This is a genomic window from Georgenia wangjunii, from assembly GCF_036421975.1.
Classification (GTDB): domain Bacteria; phylum Actinomycetota; class Actinomycetes; order Actinomycetales; family Actinomycetaceae; genus Georgenia_A; species Georgenia_A wangjunii.
Genome location: NZ_JAZGON010000013.1, coordinates 61,739 through 87,455 on the forward strand (window position 1 = coordinate 61,739; position 25,717 = coordinate 87,455).

Below are 25,717 nucleotides of genomic sequence, written 5' to 3' on the forward strand. Positions count from 1 at the left end.
TACCGTGGGGGCGTGAATGATGTGGCGCAGCCGACGTTGAACCTGGGCGACCCTGCCGCACAGCCGGTCGTGTTCCCCGAACCGACCCCGCTGAGCGGCCACGGTCCCGCCCGCATCATCGCGATGGCGAACCAGAAGGGCGGCGTCGGCAAGACGACGACGACGATCAACCTCGGTGCTGCTCTCGCCGAGTACGGGCGCCGGGTGCTCCTCGTCGACTTCGACCCGCAGGGCGCGGCCTCCGCCGGTCTCGGGATCAACGCCAACGAGCTCGACCGGACGATCTACACGCTCATCATGCAGCCGCGCACGGACGTGCGGGAGATCATCCAGCACACCGCCACGCCGGGCCTCGACGTCGTCCCCGCGAACATCGACCTCTCGGCCGCCGAGGTCCAGCTCGTCAACGAGGTCGCCCGTGAGCAGGCTCTCGCGCGCGTCCTGCGCCCCGTGGCGGACGACTACGACGTCATCCTCGTCGACTGCCAGCCCTCGCTCGGGCTCCTCACCGTCAACGCGCTCAGCGCCGCGCACGGCGTCATCATCCCGCTCGAGGCCGAGTTCTTCGCCCTGCGCGGTGTCGCCCTGCTCATGGAGACGATCGAGAAGGTCTGCGACCGCCTCAACCCGCGCCTCGTCCTCGACGGCATCCTCGCCACGATGTACGACGGCCGCACCCTCCACTCCCGCGAGGTCCTCGCCCGGGTGCGCGAGGGCTTCGGGGACAAGGTCTTCGACACGGTGATCTCGCGCACGGTGAAGTTCCCGGACGCGTCGGTGGCCACCGAGCCGATCACGAGCTACGCGCCGAGCCACCCGGGGGCCGAGGCCTACCGGCGGCTGGCCAGAGAGCTCATCGCCCGTGGCGACGTCGCCTGAGGGGACCGTCGAGGCACGGCCCCGCGGCTTCGAGGTCACCCTGGAGAACTTCTCCGGGCCGTTCGACCTGCTGCTCTCGCTCATCGCCAAGCACCGTCTGGACATCACCGAGGTCGCGCTCGCGCAGGTGACCGACGAGTTCATCGCCCACCTCAGCGGCCAGGCCGAGTGGGACCTCGGGCAGGCGAGCGAGTTCCTCGTCGTCGCCGCGACGCTCCTCGACCTCAAGGCCGCCCGGCTCCTGCCGCGCGGGGCCGTCGAGGACGACGAGGACCTCGAGCTCCTCGAGGCGCGGGACCTCCTCTTCGCCCGGCTCCTGCAGTACCGCGCGTTCAAGGAGGTCGCCGCCTACATCGGGGCGGCGTGGACCCAGCACGTCGGGTCCTTCCCCCGCGCCGTCACCCTCGAGCCCCAGTTCGCGGTGCTGCTGCCCGAGCTCGTCATGCGCGTGGGGCCCGAGCGGCTCGCCGAGCTGGCGGCCGGGGCGCTCGCGCCGAAGCCGGGCCCGCCGCAGGTCGACCTCGGTCACCTCCACGCCCCCGTCGTGCCCGTGCGGGAGCAGGCGACGCTCCTCGTCGGCCGCCTCCGTCGCCTGCGGAGCGCGACGTTCCGTACCCTGACAGAGGACGCCGCGTCGACCGCCGTCGTCATCTCGCGGTTCCTCGCGCTGCTCGAGCTCTTCCGGGAGGCCGCCGTCACGTTCGAGCAGGCCGAGCCGCTCGGGGAGCTGACCGTGCGGTGGTCGGGCAGCGAGGCGGGCGAGATCGACGTCCTCGACGACTACGAGGACGGTCCCGTGCCGGGCGACGGCGCCGCGCCGGACGGTGGCGCCGCGCCGGACGCGGGCACGGCGGGACCACGGATGGACGACGACGAGGCAGGAGGAGGCGGGCAGGCATGAGCACGACGAGCGCACCGCGGTACGAGCCCGTCCCCGACGACGCGCTCCCGCAGGAGCACCTCGCGGCCCTCGAGGCCGTCCTCATGGTCGTCGACGAGCCGGTCCCCGCCGCGCGCCTCGCGGCCGTCCTCGGGCTCCCGACCGGTCAGGTCGTCGAGCTGCTCACCGAGCTCGCCGCCGACTTCGCGGGCGAGCGCGGCACCCGGCCGCGCGGCTACCGCCTGCGCGAGGTCGGCGGCGGCTGGCGGGTCTACTCGGCGGCGGAGTACGCGGAGATCGTCGGGCGCTTCGTCGTCGACGGCCAGACCGCGCGCCTCACCCAGGCCTCCCTCGAGACGCTCGCCGTCATTGCGTACCGCCAGCCCGTCTCCCGCGGCCGGGTCGCCGCGATCCGCGGCGTCAACGTCGACGGCGTCGTCCGCACGCTGCTCACCCGCGGGCTCATCGAGGAGATGGGCCACGACGACGACGGCGGCGCCGTCCTCTACGGCACGACGAACTACTTCCTCGAACGCATGGGGATGACCACTCTCGCGGATCTTCCGCCGCTGGCACCGTACCTGCCTGACCTTGAGATGCTGGGCGAGCTGGATGGAGATGTGCGATGAACAAGCGCGATGACGAGGACCGGGGCCGCGAGCCCCGCAGCGGCGGCGCCGCGGGCGGCCGTAGTACCGGACGCGGCGGTCCCGCTGGCGCACGCGGCGGCGCCGGTGCCGGGCGCGGTGGCGCGGGCGCCGGCCGCAGCGGTGCCGGTGCCGGCCGTGGCGGGGCCGGCACAGGCCGCGGCGGCGCCGGCGCCGGACGCGGCGGCGGTGCCGGTGAGCGCACCGGCGGCCGCACCGGCGGCTACGGTCGCGATGCGCGCGGTGGTTCCGGCGCGGGCGGCCGCGACGAGCGCGGTGGCGGCTACGGCAGCGGACCGGGCGAGCGCTCCAGCGGCCGCAGCGGTGGCTCCGGCGAGCGCACCGGCGGCTACGGCCGCGACGCGGGTGCCGGGCGCGGTGGTGCTGGCGCCGGCGGGTACGCCGGCGGGAACCGCGACGGCGGCGCCCGCAGCGGCGGCTCCGGGCGCGAGGGCGGCGGGGAGCGCAGCGGTGGCTGGGGCGCGAGCTCCGGCCGCGGTGGAGCGGGCGGCGCCCGCAGCGGTGGACGCCCGACCGGCGGGGCCGGTCGACCCGGCGGCGCGGGAGCGGGCCGCCCGGGCGCCGGTGGGTCGGGACGCCCCGGGGGCGGCGGCGGTGGGGGCGCGAGCCGCAGCGGACCCGGGACCGGCAGGAGCGGCGCGAGCGCCGGGCGCAGCGTGCGCCCGGGCGCGGCGTGGAACACCCGCGGCGCCAACGAGGCGAGCCCCGACGCCGGCCGCGGCCGCGGGGACAAGGGCGGCCCGACGCGCGACGTCCACGAGCCCGGCGGCATCCGCCTGCAGAAGGTCCTCGCGAGCGCCGGTCTCGGCTCGCGCCGGGCGTGCGAGGTGCTCATCGAGGAGGGCCGGGTGAGCGTGGACGGCGTCGTCGTCCGCGAGCTCGGCGTCCGCGTCGAGCCCTCGACCGCCGTCATCCACGTCGACGGCCTGCGGGTCCAGCTCGACTCGAGCGTCCTCACGCTCGCGCTCCACAAACCGGCCGGCGTCGTGTCGACGATGAGCGACCCCCAGGGCCGCCCGACGCTCGAGCAGTACGTCGCCGACCGCACCGAGCGCCTCTTCCACGTCGGCCGGCTCGACGAGCAGACCGAGGGCCTGCTCCTCCTGACGAACGACGGCGAGCTCGCCCACCGGCTGGCGCACCCGTCGTACGAGGTCGTCAAGACGTACGTCGCCACGATCGAGGGGCGCGTCGCGCCGGGCCTGAGCAAGATCCTGCGCACCGGCGTCGAGCTCGAGGACGGCCCCGCGTCGGTCGACAAGTTCACCGTGCTCGAGACGGCGCCGAACGCGTCCGTCGTCGAGGTCGAGCTCCACGAGGGCCGCACGCACATCGTGCGCCGGCTCTTCGAGGAGGTGGGCCACCCGGTCATCCGCCTCGTGCGCACCCGGTTCGGCCCGATCCGCCTCGGCGCGCTCAAGCCGGGCAAGACGCGCGTCATCGGGGGCCCCGAGCTCGGCAGCCTCATGTCCGCCGTCGACCTGTAGGGACGCGGTCGCCCGCTCCCGCCGCCCGCCGCCTGCCCCGGGGCGCGCGGCGGGCGGTCCGGCGTTAGCGTGAATGGCTCCCACGACCTGCAGGAGGCGCCATGCTCACGCCCGTCGCCGAGGGGGTCCACCGCCTCGAGCAAGCCCACGTCAACACGTACCTCGTCGAGGACGACGACGGTCTCACCCTCGTCGACGCCGGCCTGCCGGCGGTGTGGAACCAGCTCGGGCGCTCGATCCGGGAGCTCGGCTACCGGCCACGGGACGTCAAGGCCCTCCTTCTCACGCACGCCCACTTCGACCACGTCGGCGTGGCCGCGCGCCTCCAGCGCGAGCTCGGTATCCCGATCTGGGCGCACGACGTCGAGACCTACCTCGCCGCTCACCCCTACCGGTACGCGCACGAGCGCATGCGCGGCGTCTACCCGCTGCGCTACCCGCAGTCGATCCCCGTGCTCGCGTCGATGACCGCGGCCGGTGCGCTGTGGGTCAAGGGCGTCGCGGGGCTCCAGACCTACACCGACGGCGCCGTCGTCGACGTCCCCGGACGTCCGCGGGTCCTCTTCACGCCGGGCCACACCTTCGGGCACTGCGCGCTCCACCTCGCCGACCGCGACGCCGTCATCACCGGCGACGCCATCGTCACGCGTGACCCCTACACCGGTCACCGCGGCCCGCAGATCGTCGCCGGCGCGGCAACGGCCGACAGCGACGTCGCCCTCGCGTCGCTCGACCGGATCGCCGAGACGGACGCCCGCGTCGTCCTCACGGGCCACGGCCCGGAGTGGACCGACGGTGCCCGCTCCGCCGTCGCCCTCGCCCGGGAGCGCGGCGCGTCCTGAGGGCGCCCGCTCCGCCGTCGGTCGTCGCCCGGACGCGCGGGGCGTCCCGACCCCGGTCCTGGCCCCGGGCCGGGCGACGGTAGTCTCGGGCGGGCCGCTGGACGCGGCACACCCCGAGCGAGAGGTCGAGCGTCGTGACGCCTGCCGACACCCCTGCGCCGGCGACGACCGGCCCGGTCAAGGTCGTCGGCACCGGTCTCCTCGGCGCCAGCATCGGCCTCGCGCTCACCGCGCGCGGCGTGCCGGTCCAGCTCTCCGACGCCTCGCCCGCCGCGCTCGCCCTCGCCCGCGACGTCGGCGCCGGCACGCCCGTGACGCCCGGGGACGCCGAGCCGGCGCTCGTCGTCGTGGCGACCCCGCCCGACGTCACCGCCGACGTCGTCCTGCGTGAGCTCGCCCGGCACCCCGGCGCCGTCGTCACCGACGTCGCTAGCGTCAAGCGGATCGTCGTCGACGAGGTCGTCGAGCGCGCCGGGAAGGGCGCCGCCGAGCGCTACGTCGGCTCGCACCCCATGGCCGGGCGGGAGCGCTCCGGCGCCGCCGCGGCCGACGCCGACCTCTTCGCCGGCCGTCCGTGGGTCATCGTCACCGGACCGACGACGAACCCCGACGCCGCGCGGATGGTCACGGCCCTCGCCGTCGACCTCGGCGCGACGCCGCTGCGCCTCGGGGGAGAGGAGCACGACGACGCCGTCGCGCTCGTCTCCCACCTGCCCCAGCTCGCGGCGTCGCTCGTCGCGGGCCGGCTCGTCGACGCACCCGAGGGTGCGTTGTCCCTCGCCGGGCAGGGCGTCCGGGACGTCACCCGCATCGCGGCGTCCGACCCCGTCCTGTGGGCCTCGATCCTCGTCGGCAACGCCGCGCCCGTCGCGCGCGCGCTCCGCGAGGTCCGCGCGGACCTCGACCGTCTCCTCGAGGCCCTCGAGGTCGCCGCGACCGACGGGCCGCTCGCGCCGGGCAGCATGGGCGCGCTCACCGACGTCGTCGCCGCCGGGAACACCGGCGTCGCACGGATCCCCGGCAAGCACGGCGGCGCCCCGCGCCGGTACGGGCACGTCAGCGTGCTCGTGCCCGACGCGCCGGGCGAGCTCGGTCGCCTCTTCACCGAGGTGGGCGAGATCGGCGTCAACATCGAGGACCTCCAGCTGGAGCACTCGGCCGGCGCGAAGGCGGGCCTCGCACGGCTCGCCGTCGTGCCGTCCGCCGTGGCCCCGCTGGAGGAGGCACTGGACGAACGAGGATGGAGAGTGGTGGCGGAGTGAGCACGCAGCAGCCCCTGGTGGTGGCGATCGACGGCCCGTCCGGGTCGGGGAAGTCGACCATCAGCAAGCGCGTGGCCGCCGAGCTGGGCCTGGCCTACCTCGACACCGGCGCGATGTACCGCGCCGCGACGTGGTGGTGCCGCCGCCGCGACATCGACCTCACGGACGCCGTCGCCGTCGCCGACGCCGTGCGCGCGATGCCGCTCGACATGGTCACCGACCCGCGCGAGCCGCGCGTCACCTGCGACGGCGTCGACATCACCGTCGCGATCCGCGGTTCGGACATCTCCACCGCGGTCTCCACCGTCGCGACGAACCTCGACGTGCGCGCGGAGCTCGTCCGCCGTCAGCGCGCCGAGATCGTCGCCGAGAGCGCGGCCGGCGGTCGCAGCGAGGGCCGGGGGATCGTCGCCGAGGGGCGGGACGTCACCACCGTCGTCGCGCCGGACGCGACCGTGCGCCTCCTCCTCATCGCCGACGAGCGCGCGCGCCTCGCGCGCCGCGCCCGAGAGCTCCACGGCACCGACGACGACGCCTCCCTCGAGGCGACCCGCGACGAGGTGGTCCGCCGGGACGCGGACGACTCGACCGTCTCGACGTTCATGACCGCCGCCGACGGGGTGACAACCGTCGACTCCTCGGCGCTCACCCTCGAGGAGACGGTTGCGGCCGTCCTCGGGGTCATCGCCTCCGCGCGGTCATGACGCGCGCGCCGGGGGCCGGCTCGACGGCCAGCCTGGGGCAGCGGGTCCGGCCGGAGGACATCCTGCGCTGGGGCCCGGGGTGGTCGCGGCCGGTCGGCTGGGTCCTCGACCACGTGTACTGGAGCACCACCGTGACCGGCGCGGAGCACGTCCCGACGGAGGGCCCGGTCATCATCGCGTCGAACCACACCGGGGTCGTCGACGGGCCCGTCATGCACGGGGCGATCCCGCGCGGGTCGCACTTCCTCGTCAAGCAGGAGTTCTTCACGTCCCGGATCGGGTTCCTCATGCGCTGGGCCGGGCAGATCCCCGTAGACCGCGCGAGCGGCCGGGCAGCGCTCGTCGTCGCCCAGAAGATGCTCGAGGAGGGGCGCGTCGTCGGGATCTTCCCCGAGGGGAACCGCGGGCGGGGCGACGTCGCGTCCGCTCGCGCCGGCGTCGCGTGGCTGGCCGTGCGGACGGGTGCGCCGGTCGTGCCGGCCGCCATCCTCGGCACGCGGCCGACGGGCAGGAAGGTCGGCTACGTCCCGCCGCCGCGGGCGAGGCTCCACGTCGCGTTCGGCGCCCCGATCGACGTGAGCGTCGCCGCGGACGACGGCGGAATCGGCGCTGGCACGGGGGCGGATGACGGCGGCGGCGCGCCCGGCACGACGGGCGCCGGCCGGGGCGCGGCGCCGAACGGCCGCGCGGCGATGGCGGCTGCCGTCGCCGCGATCCGGGACGGCCTCGCCGACCACGTGCGCGACGCCGTCCGCGTCACCGGCGTCAAGCTCCCCGCCGACGGGCCGGACCTGCGGGCCTGACGGCACCCGCAGGCCGTGCCGACGGGCCGGACCTGCGGGCCTGACGGCACGGGCGCAGGCCGCGCCAGTCAGGCGTCGATCGCCGCCGTGCGGCGGGTCGCCAACGACAGGTCGATGTTGTCGCGGAAGACGTTCTCCGGGTCATACCGGTCCTTGACGGCCAGCAGCCGCTCGAGGGTGCGCGGCGGGAAGGCGTCGGAGAGGCGTTCGGGTCGCCGGTCGGTCTCGAAGCTGACGTAGAGCCCGGTGAAGTGGTGGGCGAGCTCGTCCCACATCCGGTCGAGCCGGGCCCGGCTCGAGCCCATGGCGACGACGCTGAAGTTCGCCGAGCGGTGGGCGAACGCGGTCGCGTCCGCCTCGACGTCTCCGGTGGCCCCGCCCATGGCGCGGATCTGGAAGAAGTACGTGCCCCCGGACCGGAGAAACTGAGCCGCGTCAGCGGCGAACTCGGGCGTCACGTGCTCGAGGAACCCGGAGCGGGTGACCGGCTCACCCTGCCCGTCGTGCGGCCCGCCACCGGACGCCATGATTGCCGGGTAGGGGAGGATCTGGACCGACTGGCCGATCAGCGGGGCGATCTCGGCGAGGGGCTGGAGCCGGCTGATGACCGTCGCGGCGTCGTCGGAGTCCACGACGCTCATGAGCTGCGCCGTCACCTGGCCGGCCCGCGGCTTGCCCATGATGAGGAAGCTCGTGAGGTCGCGGGGTGATGCCTCGACCGTCGCGCCCCACCGCTCGAGGAAGCCCGCCGTGTCGGACGCGTCGAAAGCGAGCTGCGCGAAGCCGACGTCGCCCACCTCATCCACCTCGAACTCGAACGCGGTGACGATGCCGAGGGCGGACCCGGCGCCACGGACCGCCCAGAAGAGGTCGGGATGGTCGGTCTCGCTCGCGCGGACGAGCGAGCCGTCGGCGAGGACGACCTCGACGGCGCGGAGGTGGTCGATCGTCAGGCCGTGCTGGCGGCCGAGGAACCCGATGCCGCCGGCGGTGGCGAGCCCGCCGACGCCGACGCCGCCGTAGTCGCCGGAGGTGAGCGCCCAGCCGTACGGGTGGAGCGCGGCGGCGACGTCGGCCCAGCGCGCGCCGGGACCGGTGCGCACGCGCCGGGTCGCCTCGTCGAGGACCTCGATCGCGTCGAGCCGGGAGACGTCGACGACGATCCCGCCGTCGTTCGTCGAGCGGCCGCTGATGCCGTGCCCGCCGCTGCGGATCGCGAGGGGAACGTCCTGCGTGCGGGCGAAGGCGAGCGCCTCGGCGACCTCGGCCGCGTCGCGGGGCTGCAGGACGAGGCCGGGGGCGCCGGCGCGCATATAGGTCGAGCGCACCCCCGCGTAGCGGGCGTCGCCGGGCTCGACGGCGATGGCGGCGAGCGACGCGGGCAGCGCGTCGTAGGCGATGCCCGGGCGGCGCGCGGCGCGGACGGTGATGCTCGTGACGGTGCCGACCCGCGTCCCGCGGGCGGCTCGCGCCTCGGCGACGGCGTCGCGCAGGGCGGGTGCGACGTCGTCGGCGAAGCGGCGCATCGTGGACGGGTCATCCGTCGCGAGGACGATCGTCCCGACGCCGTCCTCGAGGACGAGCGGGAGCAGCTCGTCGACCCACTGCGTGGCGGGACCGCGCAGGAAGCCGTCGGACGTGGGGGAGAAGGTGCCGCCGACGTTGACGATGCGACGGATCTCGCGCGGGTCGCGGCCAGCGGCGGTGGCGGCCCTGTCGATCGTGACGTTCCCGGCGCGCAGCGCTGGCACGCCGGCCGCACCACCGGGGAGGACCCAGCCGTCGGCCCTGCGCGCGACGAGGTCGAGCATGCGCGGCTTCCCGCCGCCCACCCACAGGGGGATCGTGTGCGCCGGTGCCGGCCCGCGCGCGGCCCCGTCGACCCGGTGGTGCTCACCGCGCACGGTGAGCGTCGAGCGTTCGGGGGAGTGGATCCCGCGGACGACGTCGATCGCCTCCTCGAGCGCGTCGACCGACTCCCCGGGCGTGAGCCGGGGGACACCCATGGACTCCATCGCGTCCCAGAAGAAGCCGGCGCCGAGCGCGAGGTCGACCCGCCCGCCGGAGAGGAGGTCGAGGCTCGCGGCGGCGCGTGCGAGGACCGACGGCGGGCGCATCGGGACGTTGACGACGTTCGCGGTGAGGTGGATGCGGTCCGTCTCCGCGGCGACCCAGCTGAGCAGCGTCCACGTGTCGAGGAAGCGCGGCTGGTACGGGTGGTCCTGGAACGTCACGAGGTCGAAGCCGAGCTCCTCGCTCAGCCGCGCGAGGCCCACCGGCGCGGCGGGAGGGTCGTTGGAGGGCGTGAGGAAGGTACCGAGGTGCAGCGGGTGACCGTAATCCATGGGGCGCGCGCCGATCAGCGGTTGGCCGGGGCGGCCGGCGTGGCGGTGGAGGTGGGCACGTCGCTGTCGGCGGGGGCGGTGGTCGCGGCGCCGTCGAGCTGGGAGGCAGGGACCGAGCCGTCGGCGCCGTCGGCCGAGGACGTCCCCCGCTCGGCCGCGACGACCGCGCGCAGCGCCGGGGCGATCTCCTGGCCGAAGGTGGCGAGGGCCGTCGGGTCGTCGCCGGAGAGGATGTAGCCGCTGAACCCGTGCTCGAGGGTGAGCACGGCGAGCTGCTCGACCCACTGCCCGGGCGGGCCGACGAGCAGCCGGTCGCTCGTCGCGGCGGTGAGCTGCCCGCCGATGTTGAGCAGGCGCCGCACGGCCCGTGGGTCCCGGCCTGCGCCCGCGGCGGCCTCGTCGATGATCGCGTTGGCGTCGGCAAGCTGCTGCAGGCTCGTCATGTAGGCGAGCGAGGGCAGCCAGCCGTCGGCCTTGCGCCCGGTGAGGCGCAGCATGCGCGGCTTGTAGGCGCCGAGCCAGATGCCGATGTCGTGGGCCGGTGCGGGGCCGCGCTTCGCGCCGTCGACGTGGTGATACTCACCACCCGCGACGAGGCGGGAGCGGTCGGAGACGTCCCAGATCCCGCGGATGACGTCGATGGCCTCGCTCAGGGCGTCGACGCTCTCACCCGGCGTGAGCCGCTGTGCACCCATGGACACGATGGCGTCCCAGAAGCCGCCGGCGCCGAGCCCAAGCTCGACGCGCCCGCCCGAGAGGAGGTCGAGGCTCGCGGCGGCGCGGGCGAGGACAGCCGGCGGGCGCAGCGGCACGTTGAGGACGTTTCCCGCGAGATGGACCCGTTCCGTGCGGGCCGCGACGTAGCTGAGCAGCGTCCACGTGTCGAGGAACCCGGGCTGGTAGGGGTGGTCCTGGAACGTCACGAGGTCGAGGCCAACGCGCTCGCTGTGCTGGGCGAGCGCGACGACCTGCTGGGGGTTGGCGTTGGTCGGAGTGATGAACGACCCGAAGAGAAGGTCGTGGCCGTAGTCCGTCATGCTCGGTTCAACCCGCGCCGCTGCGATGTGTTCCCGCGGCCCTTCTCTACACCCGTTTGGGGTGTTCGGTCGCCAGGGACCTCGTTCGCACGGGACAATGGGTTCGTGAGTGATTCTGAGTTCCCCGCGCGCGACGCCGAGCCCACCGCCGACCTCCCGGTCGGCGCCGACCCGACGGACCGTCCCGACGGCCCGGTCGAGGAGAGCGAGGCCGACGCCGAGCAGCGCGCCGCCGCCCTGCGTGCCGGCCTGTCCGACTACGTCCTCGACGAGGAGGACGCCGCGCTCCTCGACGGTCTCGACGACGGCGCCCCACGCGCCCGCGAGGAGGGGCCGCTGCCCGTCCTCGCGATCGTCGGGCGTCCGAACGTGGGCAAGTCGACGTTCGTCAACCGCGTGCTCGGCCGCCGCGAGGCCGTCGTCCAGGACGTCCCGGGCGTCACCCGCGACCGCGTGAGCTACCCCGCGGACTGGGCCGGTCGCCGCTTCATGGTCGTCGACACGGGCGGGTGGGAGCACGACGCCGCCGGCATCAACGCGCGCGTCGCCGAGCAGGCCGAGATGGCCATCGAGATGGCCGACGCCGTCATGTTCATCGTCGACGCCACGGTGGGCCCGACGGCGACCGACGAGCAGGTCGTCAAGCTCCTGCGCCGCTCCGGCAAGCCCGTCATCCTCGTCGCGAACAAGGTCGACGGCCGCAACCAGGAGGCAGACGCCTCGTCGCTGTGGTCCCTCGGGCTGGGGGAGCCGTACCCCGTCTCCGCCCTCCACGGGCGCGGGTCCGGCGACGTCCTCGACGCCGCGCTCGCGGTGCTGCCCGAGGTCTCGGCCGTCGCCAACCCGATGCCCGAGGGCGGGCCGCGCCGCGTCGCGCTCCTCGGCCGCCCGAACGTCGGCAAGTCGAGCCTGCTCAACGCCCTCGCCGGCACCGAGCGCGTCGTCGTCGACTCCGTCGCCGGGACGACGCGTGACCCGGTCGACGAGCTCATCATGCTCGGCGGGCGACCCTGGTGGTTCGTCGACACAGCCGGCATCCGCCGTCGCGTGCACCAGACGAGCGGCGCGGACTTCTACGCCTCCCTGCGCACGCAGGCCGCGCTGGAGAAGGCGGAGGTCGCCGTCGTCCTCGTCGACGCGTCCGTCACGATGACGGAGCAGGACACCCGCGTCATCCAGCAGGTCATCGACTCCGGCCGCGCCCTCGTCATCGCCTACAACAAGTGGGACCTCATGGACGAGGACCGCCGCCACTTCCTCGAGCGCGAGATCGAGCAGGACCTCGTCCAGATCCGGTGGGCGCCGCGTGTCAACATGTCGGCCAAGACCAAGTGGCACGTCGACCGCCTCGTCCGCGGCATCGACACGGCCCTCGAGGGCTGGGACACCCGCATCTCGACCGGGCGGCTCAACTCCTTCCTCGGCGAGCTCACCGCGGCGAACCCGCACCCGGTGCGCGGCGGCAAGCAGCCCCGCATCCTCTTCGGCACGCAGGCGGACAGCCGCCCGCCGCGGTTCGTCCTCTTCGCGACCGGCTTCATCGAGGCGGGCTACCGCCGCTTCATCGAGCGCCGCCTGCGCGAGGAGTTCGGCTTCGTCGGCACCCCGATCGAGATCAGCGTGCGCGTGCGGGAGAAGCGCCGCCGCTGACGACGGCGGGGCCTGGGCGGGCGGCCGCTCGACCACACCCGTGGCAGACGAGGGCAGGCTCGCCCCGCTCACATCCGGGGTACGGGACGTGGCAGGGGAGGGCAGGCTCGCCCCGCTCACATCCGGGGCACGGGATCCGGTGGACCGGTGGCGCCAGCCATCGCTCCGGCGGGATCTCGGTCCTGCAGTGCGGGGAAGTCCATCGTCGGTGCGGTGATGAGCTGCCCGTTGCGGTCGGTGAACAGCCAGGCACCGCTGCGGCGGTGGATGGTGATCTCACGTGCGTGCACGATGTCGTGGTGCTGCCAGCACAGCAGGATGCCCTGGTCGACCTTGGTCTCGCCGCCGTGCTTGTACCACCACAGCGAGTGGTGGATCTCGCCGTGCGCCGGCAGTGACGTGCAGCCGGGGTACTGGCAGTGGCGGTCGCGGGCGATGATGGCGCGCGCCTGGTGCACCGGGAAGATGCGCTTCTCGCGGCCGGCGTCGAGGATCGTCGACTCTGCGCCGAAGACGACGCGGGCAAGCTGGCTCTCGCACGCGAGCCGGGCGAGGAGGCCCGGAGCGACGGGCGTGTTGTCCTCGAGCGTGGCTGGCGGGAGCCCCGTCAGGGCGTCGTAGTCGATGGCGGTGGAGATCGTGTGGTCGTCGCCGGGACGCCACTGCCGCGCCCACGCGTCGGCGTCGGTGCCGTCCACCGGAAGCAGAGGTACGACGCCCAGGCATGCGCCGTCGTCGGCTGCCTGACCGCCGAAGGCTGCGGGGACCGCCGGCGCGCTCGCCGCGACGAGGGCGTTGAGCGTCTCGAACGGGACGGTCACGTTGAGGTGGGGCCGGATCCGGGCGCCCCGCTGGGCCGTGCCCGAGTCGAGCGCCATCCGTGCGATGGCGACGAGGGCCGCCGCGCGGCGCTGAGCGGCGGTGCGCTCGTCGTCCTTCGTGCGCGGCGGGGCGAAGGCGCGCAGGGCGACGCTGACGACGTCCCCGTTCGCGTCGTCGAGCCACCCGTGGACGTGGTGCCCGCCGGTCGTGGAGGCGATGGAGAGCTCCTCCTTGGCTCCCTCGTCACGCCACGCGCGGTCAGCGGCCTCGGGGTCTGCCGCCTCCGCCCAGTGGCGCACGATCCGGTTGAACGCGCTCGCGTCGTAGATCTTGGCCTGCGTGAGGAGGAAGTCCTCGCCGACCCGCTCGTCCACCAGTGCGCCGAGGGTCTTCTCGGTCCGGGTGGTCCAGCGCGTCATGGCGGCGACGTGCTCGGCGGTGATGTGCGCGTCGTGGAGTGCGGCCCGGGTCGCCGGCAGGTGGTCACGCAGGGCTCGCGCGTCGCGCACCTGCTGGTGCGCGACACCGTTGGACACGAGGGTCCGGTTCCGGAGCCACGCGGCGAGGGTGGCCGCGCCGCTGGTGGCCCAGAGACCGTCCTGCTCGATGACCGGGAGGACCGCGGCACGGATTCCCGCCGCCCGCCGCGCGACCGTTTCGAGTGCGTCGAGGACCTGGATCGCCTCGGAGCCGGACAGGTCGTGGAAGTCGAGCTCAGCGAGCTTCTGCAGCCCGTCGGTCACCTGCGCGGCGAGCTCGGTGGCGGTCGGAGGCCTCGTTGCACGGGACTCGCGGTGGCCGGCACCCGGGGACGGGGCCGCCGCTGTGTGACGACGAAGCTCCAGGTCCAGACGGCCGGAGACCGTGCGCGGCATCCGGCGGGCCCCGGGATGGCGCACGCGCGAGGTGGTGTCGGCCATCCCGATCACCTCCCAGCCTGTCGAGGTCTCCTGCCGTCCATTCTATCGAACGGGAGTTCGAACACAAGGGGTGTTGACGGCGTGTCGTACGCACGACGACATCGTGCTCGCCCCGGCGTGCGTGCCGGCCGCACGCTCAGCCATGGGCGCGCGCGGGGGGCCGTCGGTACGGTCTGACCGATGCCACCGTCGCCCGGGGAGGGACAGATGACCACGAGCGCCACGCCCGACGCCGACGCCGCCACGCCGCGCGCCGACCGCCCGCACGTGCTCCTGCGCTGGGGGCTGCCCCGCGACCCGCGTGGCAGCGAGCACGTGCTCGGGTTCGCACTGACGACCGTGGTGACCATCGTCGTCACCCGTGGCTACCTCCAGCTGACCGGCTTCCCGCAGGTGGGCGGGGAGACGCTGCACGTCGCGCACGTGCTCTGGGGCGGGCTGCTCATGGCCGTCGCCATGGTGCTCCTGCTGTCCTTCGCGGGCCCGGTCATCCGCCCGCCGGCCGCGTTCGTCGGAGGGGTGGGTTTCGGGCTGTTCATCGACGAGGTGGGCAAGTTCCTCACCCAGGACAACGACTACTTCTTCCGGCCGGCACCGATGATCATGTACGTCACCGTCGTGCTCGTCATGATCGGTGCCGACGCCCTCCACGGCCGGCGCGAGCGCAACCCCAGCGAGGCGCTCGCCGCGGCGGCCGACCATGCCGTCGCCGGGGTGGCCGGTGGGCTCAGCCCGCAGCGCCGCGCGATCGCGGAGGAGCTGCTTGCGCAAGGACAGGACGCGCCCGGAGCGGCTGAGGTGAAGGCGCTGCTCGGCGTCGTGCCCGAGGACCACTCGGAGCTGCGGGACCCGCTGGAGGTGCTGACCCGCAGGGGCCGCGAGGTGCTTCGGGGCGTCGTCCGCGGCGGATGGACGACGGCGCTGACCACCGTGCTCATCGGTGTCCTCGTCGTGGGTGGGGCAGGCGTCGTCGGCCTGGCCGAGGTGGGGGAGGAGGCAGGCGACGCACCCCGCTGGGCGGCGGTCGTGGCTCTGGCGTCGTTGGTCGTCATGGTGATCGTCGCGCTCCGGGGCGTGGTGCTGCTCAACCGGAACCGGTACCACGCGTTCCAGTGGCTGCGCCGGGCGCTGCTCGTCAACCTGCTCATCACGCTGGTGGCCCTGTTCCGGATCGATCCGTGGCCGGCAAGCGCCGGGATGGCCGTGGCGCTGGTGGCGCTCGGGATCGTCGCTGCGGAGAGGGTGCGCCTGGAGCAGCTGCACGAGGGGGCGGCTCACTAGCAGTGGCTTTGGCGCGTGGCGCGGCATCATCGGCGGCGACGTCACGACGTAGGCGCTGTGGCCGGGCGGCGTGACTGTCGGTACGGTCGGGCCGAGCTGCCGAGTCGCCCCGGGAGGGCCCATGATCAAGATCGCCACGACGAGCGTCTTCGTCGACGACCAGCGCAAGGCCCAGGCCTTCTACACCGACGTCCTCGGCTTCGAGACGCGCGTGGACGTCCCCATCGGTGACGCGGTCTGGCTCACGGTCGGCGCCGCGGGTGCGCAGCCCGACGTCGAGCTCCTCCTCGAGCCGGGGGACAGCGAGATCGCGAAGACGTACACGTCGTCGCTGCGGAAGGCCGGGCTTCCCGCGATCGTCTTCTCCGTGGACGACCTCGCTGCCGAGTTCGAGCGGCTCTCCGCGCTCGGCGTGCGGTTCGTCCAGGAGCCCGTCGAGTACGGGCCGATCATCATGGCGGTCATCGACGACACGGTCGGAAACCTCCTCCAGCTCGTCCAGCCGCTGCCGCCGCCCGTCTCGCAGGACTGAGCGGCCGACGGCGGGACGCGGGATCCTCGGGGTGACCGACGCGTCGTCGTCGTCCGGGTGCGGAGCTGACCCGGGTGTTTCCCGGGGACGAGGTCGATGGCGATGGACTCGTGTGGCCGCGCACGCCCCACTTGGACGCGACGTCCTCGGAGAGCGCGGGGTAGCCCTTCCCTCGTCGGTTCGCGCCGCGTGGTTGGTGGCGCTCATCACACCGGAGGAGTGTGGAGGGGTGGCGATGATCAGGGCCGAGGACCCGCCTGGCTCTGGTCCTGGGCGCTTGATTCTCCCCGAATCGCGGTGGACCACGACGGCGGCCGGGTTGGTCCCGTGGGCGGTGCTGATTGAGTGGCCGGTGCGTCGACGCGCGCGCCGTGGAGGGCCGGTTTCGGTCCACGGCCTCGGCTGCGGTAGTCTCATCCCGGCCCGCTCAGCGGGTCGAACGGGCTGTGGCGCAGCTTGGTAGCGCACTTGACTGGGGGTCAAGGGGTCGCAGGTTCAAATCCTGTCAGCCCGACGGAGTGAGATGGCCTCGGACCTGCGAACGTGCAGGTCCGGGGCCATACGCGAGTCCCGAGCAGGACTGGTGACCGAGAGGTTGCCAGTCTTGAGTCATGGGGCATTTATGGGGCATAAACCCCTCGCCCGAGGCCCGCAGTGGCCCCAGGTCCACGCGCCGCGCGCACAGTTGGTCCGAGCAGGGCCGAGTGAGATGGGCGGGACCGCGCACCTGAGGTGCATGACGATCCACACCACGCCCGGCGGCGGGCTCGAGCCGCTGATGACCATCGACGCGCTCTCCGAGCTGCTCGGGGTGCCGGTCAACACGATCAAGGACTGGCGCACCAGGGGCCAGGGGCCGGTGGCCTACAAGATCGGCAATCACCTGCGCTACGCCGCCGAGGATGTGCGGGCGTGGTTGGAGCATTGCCGCGAAGAGTCGGCCGGTGTCGCGCCGCCACGCGGGCAGGGGTGACTGACGATGGCCCGGCCGCGCACCCCGATCGGCACCCATGGCGACCCGTACTACGAGGAGACGAACGGCGGGCGGCAGATCGCCGTCGTCAGGTTCCGTGACTCCAACGGACGCACCCGGAAAATCAAGGCCGTCGGCCGATCCAGGACGGAGGCACTGCGCCGGCTCAAGAAGAAGATCGCCGACCACGAGGTGGCCGGCGTCGGTGAGGAGGACCTCACCGCGGACTCCTTGTTCGTCGAGCTCGCCGACGCCTGGCTTCAGTCGCTGGATGACGCCAAGCGGCTCGCCCCCAGCACCCGCTACCGATACGAGCGTTGCGGCGGCCTTCCGCAAGGTCAAGGGCCAACGTGTCCGGTGTGGGTTCGGCTTGCGGGACCTTCGCGGCTCATGGCCGCAGGCCTCTCCCTGCTCCCGCCACAGAGGCACGTGGGCGGCCTTGCTCCCCGGTCCTGTGTCCCAGGGCGTCTTGCTACGCCGGCCGGATCCCGGCTGCCAGCGCTTGGTATTGGCCGCGTCGGTCATCGTCGCATCGGACGGCGGCGCACTGACGTTGCCGAGCGGGGCGGGCTGAATCCGCAGTTCCTCGCGAGCGTCAATCGCTCCACCGACGGACCGTGCTGCGGTCGACCTTCACGTAGTGTCCGCTGGTGATCGTGTCGCCATGTTGACCTTCACACTGTGGAAGGGGCTCAGATGGAGTTGACATGCTGAGCATCGGAGAAGTCGCGCATCTCACCGCCGTATCGCGGCGGATGCTGCGGCATTGGGAAGGCGTCGGACTGCTCGTGCCGACATCGGTCGACGAGTTCACCGGCTACCGGAGGTACGCACAAAGCCAGGTCGGTCGCGTTCGCGCGATTGCCGCGCTGCGAGCAGTGGGCTTCGGACTCGACGAGATCCGTGACCTTCTCAGTGGGCAACTCTCGAATGAGCGGCTGGTCGAGCTTCTACTGGCTCGAGAACGAGAGCTTGCGGCTGAGGTCGCCGAAGCATCAGTGCGTCTCAGCGAGGTGCGTAGGCGCCTCACCGCTTTCCAGAGAGGACACCGAACGATCATGAAGAACCTAGAGCTGGGCGCCCTGCCCGCCCTGCGGCTGGCATCCCTGCAGGCCTCGGTTGGGGACGAGTCAGAGATCGGTGATGCGATCGCCGATCTCCTCCCTCGACTACGCAGCCGCCTGGCCAGCCATGGAACCGGCGACATCGACATCGTGCTCACCTATGACGGGACCTCTGACGACACCATCGTGGTGACCGCGGGTACGCCAGCGGCCGACGGCCACGTGCCTGGCCTCAAGGTCATCGACGTGGCGGCGGCGGACCGCGGTGCTGCTGTGCACTTCGATACGCCCCCGTCCAACATCGGTGATGCTTGGATCGCGCTCGACGCCCACCTGGAAGAGAGCGGGCAACAGACGACGGGTGTCTACCGCCAGGTCGTTACTCGTGGAGGCGGCGTAGTCCTCGCGGCCCCCCTCAGGGCCGTGCCACGAGCCGACTGACGGGGACCAGACCTTTTGGGCGATAGGTGTGTCGCACAGGGTTACCGCAACCCGACGCTTGCTCTTCCTGCCTGCTGCCTGCCTCCGTCCTGATGAAGGATCCGCCGTGAGACGCGAGGTCAGGCTGGGGCGTAGCGTGAGTACGTGATGCCGCAGCGGAACGCTTTCGCGTCGAGCAGCTTCAGTTTCGGCACCGCGAAGCCATCTGGGAACAGCCGGCGGCCACGGCCCTGCACGACGGGGTAGACGAAGAGTCGGTACTGGTCGACCAGCCCAGCGTCGATCAGTGCGTGGCACAACGTGATGCTGCCAGTGACCACGATGTCTCTACCAGGCTCCTCCTTCAGCGCACGGACCTTCTCGATGGGGTCGCCGGACAAAATCGTGGTGTTCCGCCAGTCGGGCTCGGTCAGTGTGGAGGAGACTACGTACTTCTGGACCTTGTTGAGGTGGTCGGTGATACCGGTGGTGTCCTCGGCTTGCTGAGGCCAGTAACCGCGCAGGTCCTCGAAGGTCTGGCGGCCGACGAGAAACCCGTCGGACTCGCGGTCCTCTCGTTGCAGCGTCTCAAGCAGGTCCGTGTTGTCGACACCTCCTTGGGCCTGGGGGTCGAACCACTCTCCGAGCATCTCGATGGAGCCGTCGAGGGTGATGTTTTGGGTGATCGCGAGCGTTCGCATCGTTGCTCCTCAATCGCTGGCGGACGGATCGAAGCCGGGCAGAGCTTCCACGATGGTGATCGAGTTGCCGTCGGGGTCGATCAGTTCTCCGAACTTGACCTTGATCGAGGTCGTGTCGTCGTACTGGAGGTCGAGCCCGCGTTCGGCGAGTTGGGCCTGCGTGGCCGCGATGTCGGGCACGTGCAGAGTGACCATGCTGCCGCCGGCCCGGTCCGGGTCGAGGACCAGCTGCAGCGTGCCGTGTGGCTGAAGTTGCCAGTCCGCGAGGCCGTCCATGGGTCGCGCGTCTGCCGGTCGCCCGATGACTCGGCTCATCCAGTCCGTGGCGGTCTCCATGTCGCTGACGGCCAGACCAGACAGCACGTTAGATACTTCAAGGTGGCTCATGCTGATCCTGTTCTCTTGGAGAGTTCCTTGTTGTTGTGCTTCACAGTCCCACCCCAGCGGACTCGTCGCCAGAGCGTGGGCTCCCACAGACGGGTGTTTTCCCGCTGCAGGGCCGGCCTGCAGCGTCGGTGGACGCCGTCTCGGTATTCGGATGGGGATCCGCCCTGCGGCACATGCTCTACCTAACGGCGTTGCCGTCCGTTACGGTCGGTCAGCCGAGACGATCCTGGAGCACTGACGCGCCGGGGCCGACAAGCTCGTCCGCGACACCGCGCCGCCCGGCCAGAGCCATGAGCACCGCCTCGCCGGTGCCGCGCGCTTCGGGCCCCTTGCCGCGGGCCCAGTCGACGTCGGTGGCGACCAGCCGGACCCCACGCCCGTGCCACCAGCCACCCAGGGGAGGTGCAGTGACTGCGAAGGGCAGCGCGTAACGCAGCCGTTCGGCGGGGATCTCGCGCTGCATCCCCAGGGGACGGCGCATGTCCTGGTGGTGGATGAGGCTGTCGACCAAGCCGACGCCACCACCCCGGGCTGCGGTCGTGCCGCGCGGTTCCAGGTGCGTCCGCAGGAACGCGACCAACTCGGCCGGACCGCGATGCTGGTAGTCGACCATGGCCTCAGTGTTGAGCCTCGCGGGCCGAAAGCCCGCCCGGGTAAACAACCTGAGGACCTCGGTTCGGCTGCGCTCCTCGTAGCTGATGACGTGCGTGGCCACGTCTCGCACCCGCCAGCCCGCACAGAGACTAGGCACCTCCCACTGCTCGGCCGACAGCGAATCGAGGAAGTCGGCCATCTCGGCCCGCTCGGCAGCTGCCATCGCCATGGCGTCCATGACCACGTCCTATCCACGTAGCTCCGGGTCCGCGCTCGCCTCAAGAGGTCGAGTCACGGACAGCGTCGCCGGTTCATGGCCGCCCGCTTGACGATCGCGTCGTCACATCATGGCAGTGAGGTGCGACATCCAGTGAAGGGTTGTCGGGAGGCTGGGATGCCAAGGCTCTTCACCGACTGGGGATCCCCTACTGGGACAGAGCACCCAAAACCTGCCGCGAGTCAGAACGCCTGCTCCTCATCGCGTCCCTTCCGCCCTGTGGTGATGCGAGCATGGCCGCATGCCTCAACTGAACGGTACCTGCGGCCTGGCAGCCGTGGCGCTGTCGGTCGCGGCCGTGACCGCGTGCACCCCCACGGATCGGCCGTCTGCGACCACCCCGGCGAAGCCGGTCACTGAGGACGCTGTCGAGACCGCCTCGCCCCGGCCGACCTCGGATACCGACACAGCCGCAGACCAGCCATCCGCCGGCACCGACACAGCTGCAGAGCAGCCGTCCTCGGAGTCCGAGGACGGTCCTGAGGGGTACTACGTCGTCGACGACGGCAGGGCGACGGTGCCTGAACGAGGCGGGGTTGGTTGCGACGGCCTGCCCAGCCTGGAGCCGCGGACCAATGACGACGAGGACCGCGTCTTCGGGTACTGGTACTCCAGCCTGCGCGACGTCGGTCCCATCAACCGCGCGACCGGCGAGGCCATCTACAACGACGACGGCCAGCCCGTCGCCTACGTCGCGGCAACCGGTGACACCATGCACGCGATCGCCGCCCGTTTCTGCATCGACCACAACCCCTACCTGGAATGGATCAACGCCATCCGCCGCGGCGAGGGCACGTCGATGCTCGATCCCGCCGGCTCGATGCCGCTCTACGCGGGCGACACGATCAACCTCGACCCCTACACGATCGCCACGGTCGGCGACGAGAACGGCATGGTGCGGGACAACGCCATCGCCTTCCACATCCCGCCGCAGCACTGAGCAGGTCGGTCGGGCCGCGCGAAGGATCTGCGAGTCCCACGAGGGATGCGCTTGCGGGCGGGTGTCGAACATCTGGGTCGGCTGGTGTTGTACGTTCGAAGGAACAACGGGAAGGCGGATTGTGGCGGAAGCAGACGCCGAGGGCTCAGCCCGTTCCGGATGGAAACACGGCTGGCCGAGAAGGGTACTGGGGGCTGTCGTCCTAGGCCTTGGCGTGGCGGTATTTCTCGCCCACGTTGCGCAATACATCGAGTACCAGGGCGCCGATGCGGTTTCGTTGTCTCGGTCTGGACCTTTGATCGCCCAGGGACTCGTCTTCCTCGGTTCGCTCGTCGCTGGTTGGCCACGAGCAGCAAGTTCTGCGCCCCCTAAGAAGCGGTCGGGGCCGCGAGGTTACCCTTGGATAGTCAGCGCTCTCGCAACATTGCTTCTCGTGCTCGGCACGGGAACAGTCGTTGGCGCACAACTCCTCAGGGGTTCACTTCCGCTGCTCTGGCCCGCAACTGGAATATTGGGGCCGGCCATCCTGGCGATCGGGATCCTCATCGCCGTCTGGCCCCTACCCGCCGAGGCTGCGCGAGACAATGTTCTTCGAGAACCTCCAGAGCAGCGATCGGGGCGTTGACGACCGCGTCTCACATGCCTGGGCGCGACGCGACGACGCCGGACGGACGAAGGACACCAGCTGCCACTCCTCTGTCTTGCAACGCGCCATCGGGACTCCGGCTGCGTCGTTCTGTGGCGGAGCAACACGGGCTCTGCGGTCATCGCGCTGAACCGTTCCGTTTGAGGAACCCTCACCGGACGCACCCGCCTCTGAGCTGCCCCAACCCGTGCTCGATTCGCACTGTTCGACGGGACCCGTCGAGTGATGTGTCCGGTGACGGGGCGCTATCCGACACACTCGGGGGACACTCCCCCGACGTCCACCAACTAGCCTCTCGCTGCGATGGCGACCGAGTCCAGCCGTCGCCACGACCGGGCGTGCAGCAGTTCGCGCGGCGGATACACACGAGCGAGTGGCGTACTGCCACTTGAGGCCTTAGACCTTCTGCAACAGATCTGACGCGCAGGCTGCAATAGATCTGATGCGCAGGGTGTACCCCAATGCAACGGTCAAGGCGCATGATGGTCACGCGCTACGGGTAGCGCCCCGCGTTGTGCCGCGCTCGCGCGGCGCCCGACGATCTCGGACCGGTTCGCCGTCGCGTTAGTAAATGACAAATCCGCTCGAGCCCTGGACGGCGCCGAGGCCGATGATCGCAACGGCGATGAGTGTCAACATCGCCGCGTACGTCAGCCACCGTCGACGGCGTCCTAAAGTCAACGCGATGGCGACGGACAGTACGTAGACCACCGCGACGACGATCGTCCACTTCACCCCAGCAGACTCCCGGTCCGCGGCAGTGCATGGCGACGTAGCTGGATAGATCGCCGGGCAAACAGGGTCGAGTGGAACAGCCAGCCACCAGATGGCTGCCCACGTCGCGACTACGACGACAGTCGCGAGAGTCACGACGTTTCGCGCCCGAGTGGCGGGCGACACTGCGGTCGAGCCGTCAACGGTCATGCTGCGAAGGATAGTGAACCGCCCTGGCTCTGATGGAGGCTCGGTTTATGGGGTTCCGACCAGGGGCTGGGCGTCCCGGTCGGAAGCGTAGTAGGCCTGCTCGTATTCGGTGGGGGGTATGTCGCCGAGGTAGCCGTGCAGGCGCCGGGTGTTGTGCCAGTGGACCCAGGACAGGGTCGCCAGCTCAACGTCCTGGACGCTCGTCCAGGGGCCGGTGCGGGTCGGTCCGCGGATCAGCTCGGCCTTGTAGTAGCCGTTGACGGTCTCGGCCAGGGCGTTGTCGTAGGAGTCTGCGACGGTGCCGATGGAGGGGACGGCGCCGATCTCGGCGAGTCGTTCGCCGTAGCGCAGCGACGTAAATTGCGACCCGGCGTCGGAATGGACACCGCAGCCCGGTCAAGCGGTTCCCCCGCGACCAGCGGGCCATCTCGATCGCGTCCAGCACCATCTCGGTGCGCATGTGGCCGGCCACCCGCCAGCCGACGATCATCCTGGAGTAGGCATCGACGATGAAGCACACGTAAGCGACCCCGGCCCAGGTCGGCACGTAGGTGAGGTCGGTGACCCACAGCTGGTTCGGCGCGCTGGCCGTGAACTCCCTGTTCACCAGGTCCGGATGGCGTGCGGCGATCGGGTCTGCTCGGGTGGTGCGGACCCGCTTGGTGCGTAGTGCCCCGCTGATCCCGGCGGTGCGCATGAGCCGGGCGACTTGGTCGCGGCCGATGTCGATGCCGGCGCGGCGGGCGCACTTCCACAGCTTGCGCGCTCCGTAGACGCGGTAGTTCGCCTCCCACAGCTCGCGCAGGCGCGGCACTACGGCCGCGTCCCTGGTCGCTCGGGCCGAGGGCCGGCGGGTCTTGGCCGCGTAGTACGTGCTCGGCGCCACCTGCAGCACAGCGCAGATGGGCTCGACGCCGAGCTCGTCACGGTTGGTGTCGATGAACTCCACTACTTCTTGTGTTGGCGGTCGAGCTCCGCCCCGAAGAAACTCGCGGCCCGCTTGAGGATCTCGTTCGCCCGGCGCAGCTCGCGGTTCTCCTGCTCGAGCTCCTTGAGCCGGCTCGCCTCCGTCGTGCTCACCCCGGGGGTGTGGCCGTCGTCGATGTCGGCCTGCTTGACCCACAGGCGCACCGACTCCGTCCCGTACCCCAGCTGGCTCGCGACCCTCCCGATGGTCCCGTGCTCAGTCCCGAGTTCGACCCGCAACGCCCGGACCATCCGCACCGCTGCGGCCTTCTCTTCCTCGGAGTACCGGCGCGTGGTCGGCTTCCCCTTCGACACATCTCTCGGCATCGCTCCATCCTCGTTTCCAAGGTCAGGACCATCCAACCAAGCCAGGGCGGTTCATGACTTGGGCTGGTCGACGGGTGCCACAGGAGTGGCTGCGCTCGACCACACCGGCCGCTTGATCGCATCTGGCCGTGTCAAGGGTGACGACGAGATCGCCGATTGGATTGCGGCGCTACCCGGGTGCGTCATCGTTGCTGCCGTGGACGCCCCTCTGATCGTGCCCAACGAATCCGGCCAACGAGCTCCGGAACGGCTGATCGGTCAGGCATTCGGCGCGTTCGGAGCGTCGGCTCACACCACCAACCGAAAGCGGTTCGGCGGCGAAGATACGCGCGCCATGATGTTGGCCCGGCGCTTCGGATGGGCGGTGGACCCCCAAGCGCCGACAGGCGGCGACGTCAGCGTGTGCGTCGAGGTATACCCCCACCCGGCAATCGTGGGTCTCTTCCGGCTCCCGTACCGACTCGCCTACAAGAAGGGGAACGACCAAGGAAGGGCGCCGGGATTCCGGCTATTGGTGCAGCACCTCGAGTCCATCCCGGAGTTGGAACTTTCCGGTAGTCCCCGCTGGGCAGAGCTGAGAGATGCGCTCGTGGCGCCGCGGCCTGGCGACCTCAACCGCTTAGAGGACGAACTTGACGCGATCGTCTGCGCGCACCTGGCGTGGCTGTGGCATCACCGGCCACACACGCTTCAGGTCTACGGGAATGTGGATGACGGCTACATCGTCGCGCCGCCTCCGCCGCTGCACCGACCTCAGCGCCCCGAACCCCGCGGTGATGGCGTCAACGTGCGAGCACTCGGCCGCTACGAGCGAGTCGTTCGCGGCCGGCCGACCGGCTACTCGAGCGGCGCCAACGAGCAGCGCTGGAAGGCAGCTGTCCGTACGGCGTTTGCTGAGTGCCCGCTTCCCGCCGGATGTCGCGTACAGGTGGATCTCGAGTTCTCGCTCGACCATGATCAGCGGGGGCGCAACGAGCCGGATCTCGACAATCTGATCAAAGCGGCGATCGATGCCCTTGATGGCGTGCTTGGAGTGCGGACAGGCACAGGTCCAAGGGTGGAGGCCGATGACGTACGGGTCGACCGCATCACCGCATCCAAGCGCGCTGGAGCAAGGGGAAGACGCCGGCGCCCGCATCACCGTCGCTGAGCTCTGACTCAGCGGTCGCTACACAGCCGGAGCAACTGCCGCGACGGCGCAGGGCGGCATGTGGCTGCGCCGGGCCAGCGGCATGAGATGCCCTGTGTCAAGCGGCGCTGGCGAGAAGGGTGTTCAGGGCGCGGTGGCGGTCGGGGTTGTAGGGGACGCCGTCTTGCCAGCATCGCCAGATGACGTTTAGCCACGCGCGAGCGAGGACGCGGGTCGCGTGGGGATGGTCGTGGCCT

The 25,717-nt window shown here is 71.6% G+C and carries 23 protein-coding genes, 1 tRNA gene, 2 pseudogenes and 1 other annotated feature; of the genes and pseudogenes, 17 read left to right on the forward strand and 9 right to left on the reverse strand.

The window, feature by feature from the left end; all coding sequences use genetic code 11:
* Window positions 1-12 precede the first annotated feature (12 nt).
* The 8 genes from V2J63_RS14975 (at window position 13) to V2J63_RS15010 (ending at window position 7,525) form a co-directional block, all read left to right on the forward strand.
* Window positions 13-879 carry a ParA family protein gene (locus tag V2J63_RS14975; protein WP_434056345.1) on the forward strand — a complete coding sequence of 289 codons (867 nt, stop codon included), beginning with the start codon at window positions 13-15 and terminating at the stop codon, window positions 877-879.
* Window positions 863-1,780 carry a segregation and condensation protein A gene (locus V2J63_RS14980; RefSeq protein WP_331231789.1) on the forward strand — a complete coding sequence of 306 codons (918 nt, stop codon included), beginning with the start codon at window positions 863-865 and terminating at the stop codon, window positions 1,778-1,780. Before V2J63_RS14975 ends, V2J63_RS14980 begins: the two co-directional genes overlap by 17 nt.
* Window positions 1,777-2,388 carry an SMC-Scp complex subunit ScpB gene (scpB, locus tag V2J63_RS14985; protein WP_331231790.1) on the forward strand — a complete coding sequence of 204 codons (612 nt, stop codon included), beginning with the start codon at window positions 1,777-1,779 and terminating at the stop codon, window positions 2,386-2,388. Before V2J63_RS14980 ends, scpB begins: the two co-directional genes overlap by 4 nt.
* Complete coding sequence (locus tag V2J63_RS14990; RefSeq protein ID WP_331231791.1) at window positions 2,385-3,914, forward strand: pseudouridine synthase; 1,530 nt, start codon at window positions 2,385-2,387, stop codon at window positions 3,912-3,914. The genes scpB and V2J63_RS14990 overlap by 4 nt, the downstream gene beginning before the upstream one ends.
* Before the next feature lie 101 nt (window positions 3,915-4,015).
* Entirely contained in the window at window positions 4,016-4,756 is a 741-nt protein-coding gene (locus tag V2J63_RS14995) for an MBL fold metallo-hydrolase (RefSeq protein ID WP_331231792.1), read from the forward strand.
* A gap of 134 nt (window positions 4,757-4,890) precedes the next feature.
* Window positions 4,891-6,018: a prephenate dehydrogenase gene (locus tag V2J63_RS15000; protein WP_331231793.1), complete on the forward strand. Its 1,128-nt coding sequence runs from the start codon at window positions 4,891-4,893 to the stop codon at window positions 6,016-6,018.
* The gene (gene cmk / locus V2J63_RS15005) at window positions 5,997-6,722 is read left to right on the forward strand and encodes a (d)CMP kinase (RefSeq protein ID WP_434056346.1); all 726 of its coding nucleotides are present in this window, start codon (window positions 5,997-5,999) and stop codon (window positions 6,720-6,722) included. Before V2J63_RS15000 ends, cmk begins: the two co-directional genes overlap by 22 nt.
* Window positions 6,719-7,525 (forward strand): lysophospholipid acyltransferase family protein, encoded by an 807-nt coding sequence (locus V2J63_RS15010; protein ID WP_331231795.1) that lies wholly within the window; start codon window positions 6,719-6,721, stop codon window positions 7,523-7,525. The genes cmk and V2J63_RS15010 overlap by 4 nt, the downstream gene beginning before the upstream one ends.
* 68 nt (window positions 7,526-7,593) lie before the next feature.
* On the opposite strand, the gene V2J63_RS15015 is transcribed toward V2J63_RS15010, so the two are convergent.
* Together V2J63_RS15015 and V2J63_RS15020 are read right to left on the reverse strand one after the other, a co-directional pair.
* Window positions 7,594-9,870, reverse strand: a complete 2,277-nt coding sequence (locus tag V2J63_RS15015) for an LLM class flavin-dependent oxidoreductase (RefSeq protein WP_331231796.1) — start codon at window positions 9,868-9,870, stop codon at window positions 7,594-7,596.
* 14 nt (window positions 9,871-9,884) lie between these two features.
* Window positions 9,885-10,907, reverse strand: coding sequence for an LLM class flavin-dependent oxidoreductase (locus tag V2J63_RS15020; protein ID WP_331231797.1), 1,023 nt, complete (start codon window positions 10,905-10,907; stop codon window positions 9,885-9,887).
* Between the two features lie 105 nt (window positions 10,908-11,012).
* On the opposite strand from V2J63_RS15020, the gene der reads away from it, so the two are divergent.
* Entirely contained in the window at window positions 11,013-12,557 is a 1,545-nt protein-coding gene (gene der / locus V2J63_RS15025; protein WP_331231798.1) for a ribosome biogenesis GTPase Der, read from the forward strand.
* 116 nt (window positions 12,558-12,673) lie between these two features.
* Here the strand turns inward: der and V2J63_RS15030 are convergent, their stop codons facing one another.
* Entirely contained in the window at window positions 12,674-14,122 is a 1,449-nt protein-coding gene (locus tag V2J63_RS15030) for an HNH endonuclease signature motif containing protein (protein WP_331231799.1), read from the reverse strand.
* Between the two features lie 384 nt (window positions 14,123-14,506).
* Between V2J63_RS15030 and V2J63_RS15035 the strand changes: the two genes are divergently transcribed.
* From V2J63_RS15035 to V2J63_RS15060, 6 genes are all read left to right on the forward strand, one after another.
* A complete protein-coding gene (locus V2J63_RS15035; protein WP_331231800.1) occupies window positions 14,507-15,580 on the forward strand; it encodes a hypothetical protein in 1,074 nt (357 codons plus the stop codon).
* Window positions 15,581-15,701: 121 nt separating this feature from the next.
* Window positions 15,702-16,112, forward strand: a complete 411-nt coding sequence (locus tag V2J63_RS15040) for a VOC family protein (RefSeq protein ID WP_331231801.1) — start codon at window positions 15,702-15,704, stop codon at window positions 16,110-16,112.
* A gap of 440 nt (window positions 16,113-16,552) precedes the next feature.
* A tRNA-Pro gene (locus tag V2J63_RS15045) sits at window positions 16,553-16,626 on the forward strand.
* 222 nt (window positions 16,627-16,848) lie between these two features.
* Window positions 16,849-17,085 carry a helix-turn-helix domain-containing protein gene (locus V2J63_RS15050; RefSeq protein WP_331231802.1) on the forward strand — a complete coding sequence of 79 codons (237 nt, stop codon included), beginning with the start codon at window positions 16,849-16,851 and terminating at the stop codon, window positions 17,083-17,085.
* Window positions 17,086-17,091: 6 nt separating this feature from the next.
* Window positions 17,092-17,739: a hypothetical protein gene (locus V2J63_RS15055; protein ID WP_331231803.1), complete on the forward strand. Its 648-nt coding sequence runs from the start codon at window positions 17,092-17,094 to the stop codon at window positions 17,737-17,739.
* A 53-nt stretch (window positions 17,740-17,792) separates the two neighbouring features.
* Window positions 17,793-18,590 (forward strand): MerR family transcriptional regulator, encoded by a 798-nt coding sequence (locus tag V2J63_RS15060; protein ID WP_331231804.1) that lies wholly within the window; start codon window positions 17,793-17,795, stop codon window positions 18,588-18,590.
* Window positions 18,591-18,709: 119 nt separating this feature from the next.
* Here V2J63_RS15060 and V2J63_RS15065 read toward each other — a convergent pair whose 3' ends face one another.
* The 3 genes from V2J63_RS15065 to V2J63_RS15075 all read right to left on the reverse strand — a co-directional run bounded on the left by V2J63_RS15065 (window position 18,710) and on the right by V2J63_RS15075 (window position 20,480).
* Window positions 18,710-19,270 carry a dihydrofolate reductase family protein gene (locus tag V2J63_RS15065; RefSeq protein ID WP_331231805.1) on the reverse strand — a complete coding sequence of 187 codons (561 nt, stop codon included), beginning with the start codon at window positions 19,268-19,270 and terminating at the stop codon, window positions 18,710-18,712.
* A gap of 9 nt (window positions 19,271-19,279) precedes the next feature.
* Window positions 19,280-19,657 (reverse strand): VOC family protein, encoded by a 378-nt coding sequence (locus V2J63_RS15070; RefSeq protein ID WP_331231806.1) that lies wholly within the window; start codon window positions 19,655-19,657, stop codon window positions 19,280-19,282.
* A gap of 211 nt (window positions 19,658-19,868) precedes the next feature.
* Window positions 19,869-20,480, reverse strand: coding sequence for a maleylpyruvate isomerase family mycothiol-dependent enzyme (locus V2J63_RS15075; protein ID WP_491062018.1), 612 nt, complete (start codon window positions 20,478-20,480; stop codon window positions 19,869-19,871).
* A 565-nt stretch (window positions 20,481-21,045) separates the two neighbouring features.
* Between V2J63_RS15075 and V2J63_RS15080 the strand changes: the two genes are divergently transcribed.
* The gene (locus V2J63_RS15080) at window positions 21,046-21,468 is read left to right on the forward strand and encodes a hypothetical protein (protein ID WP_331231808.1); all 423 of its coding nucleotides are present in this window, start codon (window positions 21,046-21,048) and stop codon (window positions 21,466-21,468) included.
* Window positions 21,469-22,678: 1,210 nt separating this feature from the next.
* On the opposite strand, the gene V2J63_RS15085 is transcribed toward V2J63_RS15080, so the two are convergent.
* Both V2J63_RS15085 and V2J63_RS15090 read right to left on the reverse strand, forming a co-directional pair.
* A complete protein-coding gene (locus V2J63_RS15085; protein WP_331231809.1) occupies window positions 22,679-22,849 on the reverse strand; it encodes a hypothetical protein in 171 nt (56 codons plus the stop codon).
* 234 nt (window positions 22,850-23,083) lie between these two features.
* Window positions 23,084-24,331: pseudogene (locus tag V2J63_RS15090) on the reverse strand (IS3 family transposase).
* Window positions 23,916-24,032: a sequence feature (AL1L pseudoknot), on the reverse strand. Its footprint overlaps the pseudogene before it by 117 nt.
* A gap of 85 nt (window positions 24,332-24,416) precedes the next feature.
* On the opposite strand from V2J63_RS15090, the gene V2J63_RS15095 reads away from it, so the two are divergent.
* The gene (locus tag V2J63_RS15095) at window positions 24,417-25,481 is read left to right on the forward strand and encodes a DUF429 domain-containing protein (RefSeq protein WP_331231810.1); all 1,065 of its coding nucleotides are present in this window, start codon (window positions 24,417-24,419) and stop codon (window positions 25,479-25,481) included.
* Between the two features lie 97 nt (window positions 25,482-25,578).
* Here V2J63_RS15095 and V2J63_RS15895 read toward each other — a convergent pair.
* Window positions 25,579-25,717, reverse strand: a pseudogene (locus V2J63_RS15895) (IS110 family RNA-guided transposase); the annotation flags it as partial.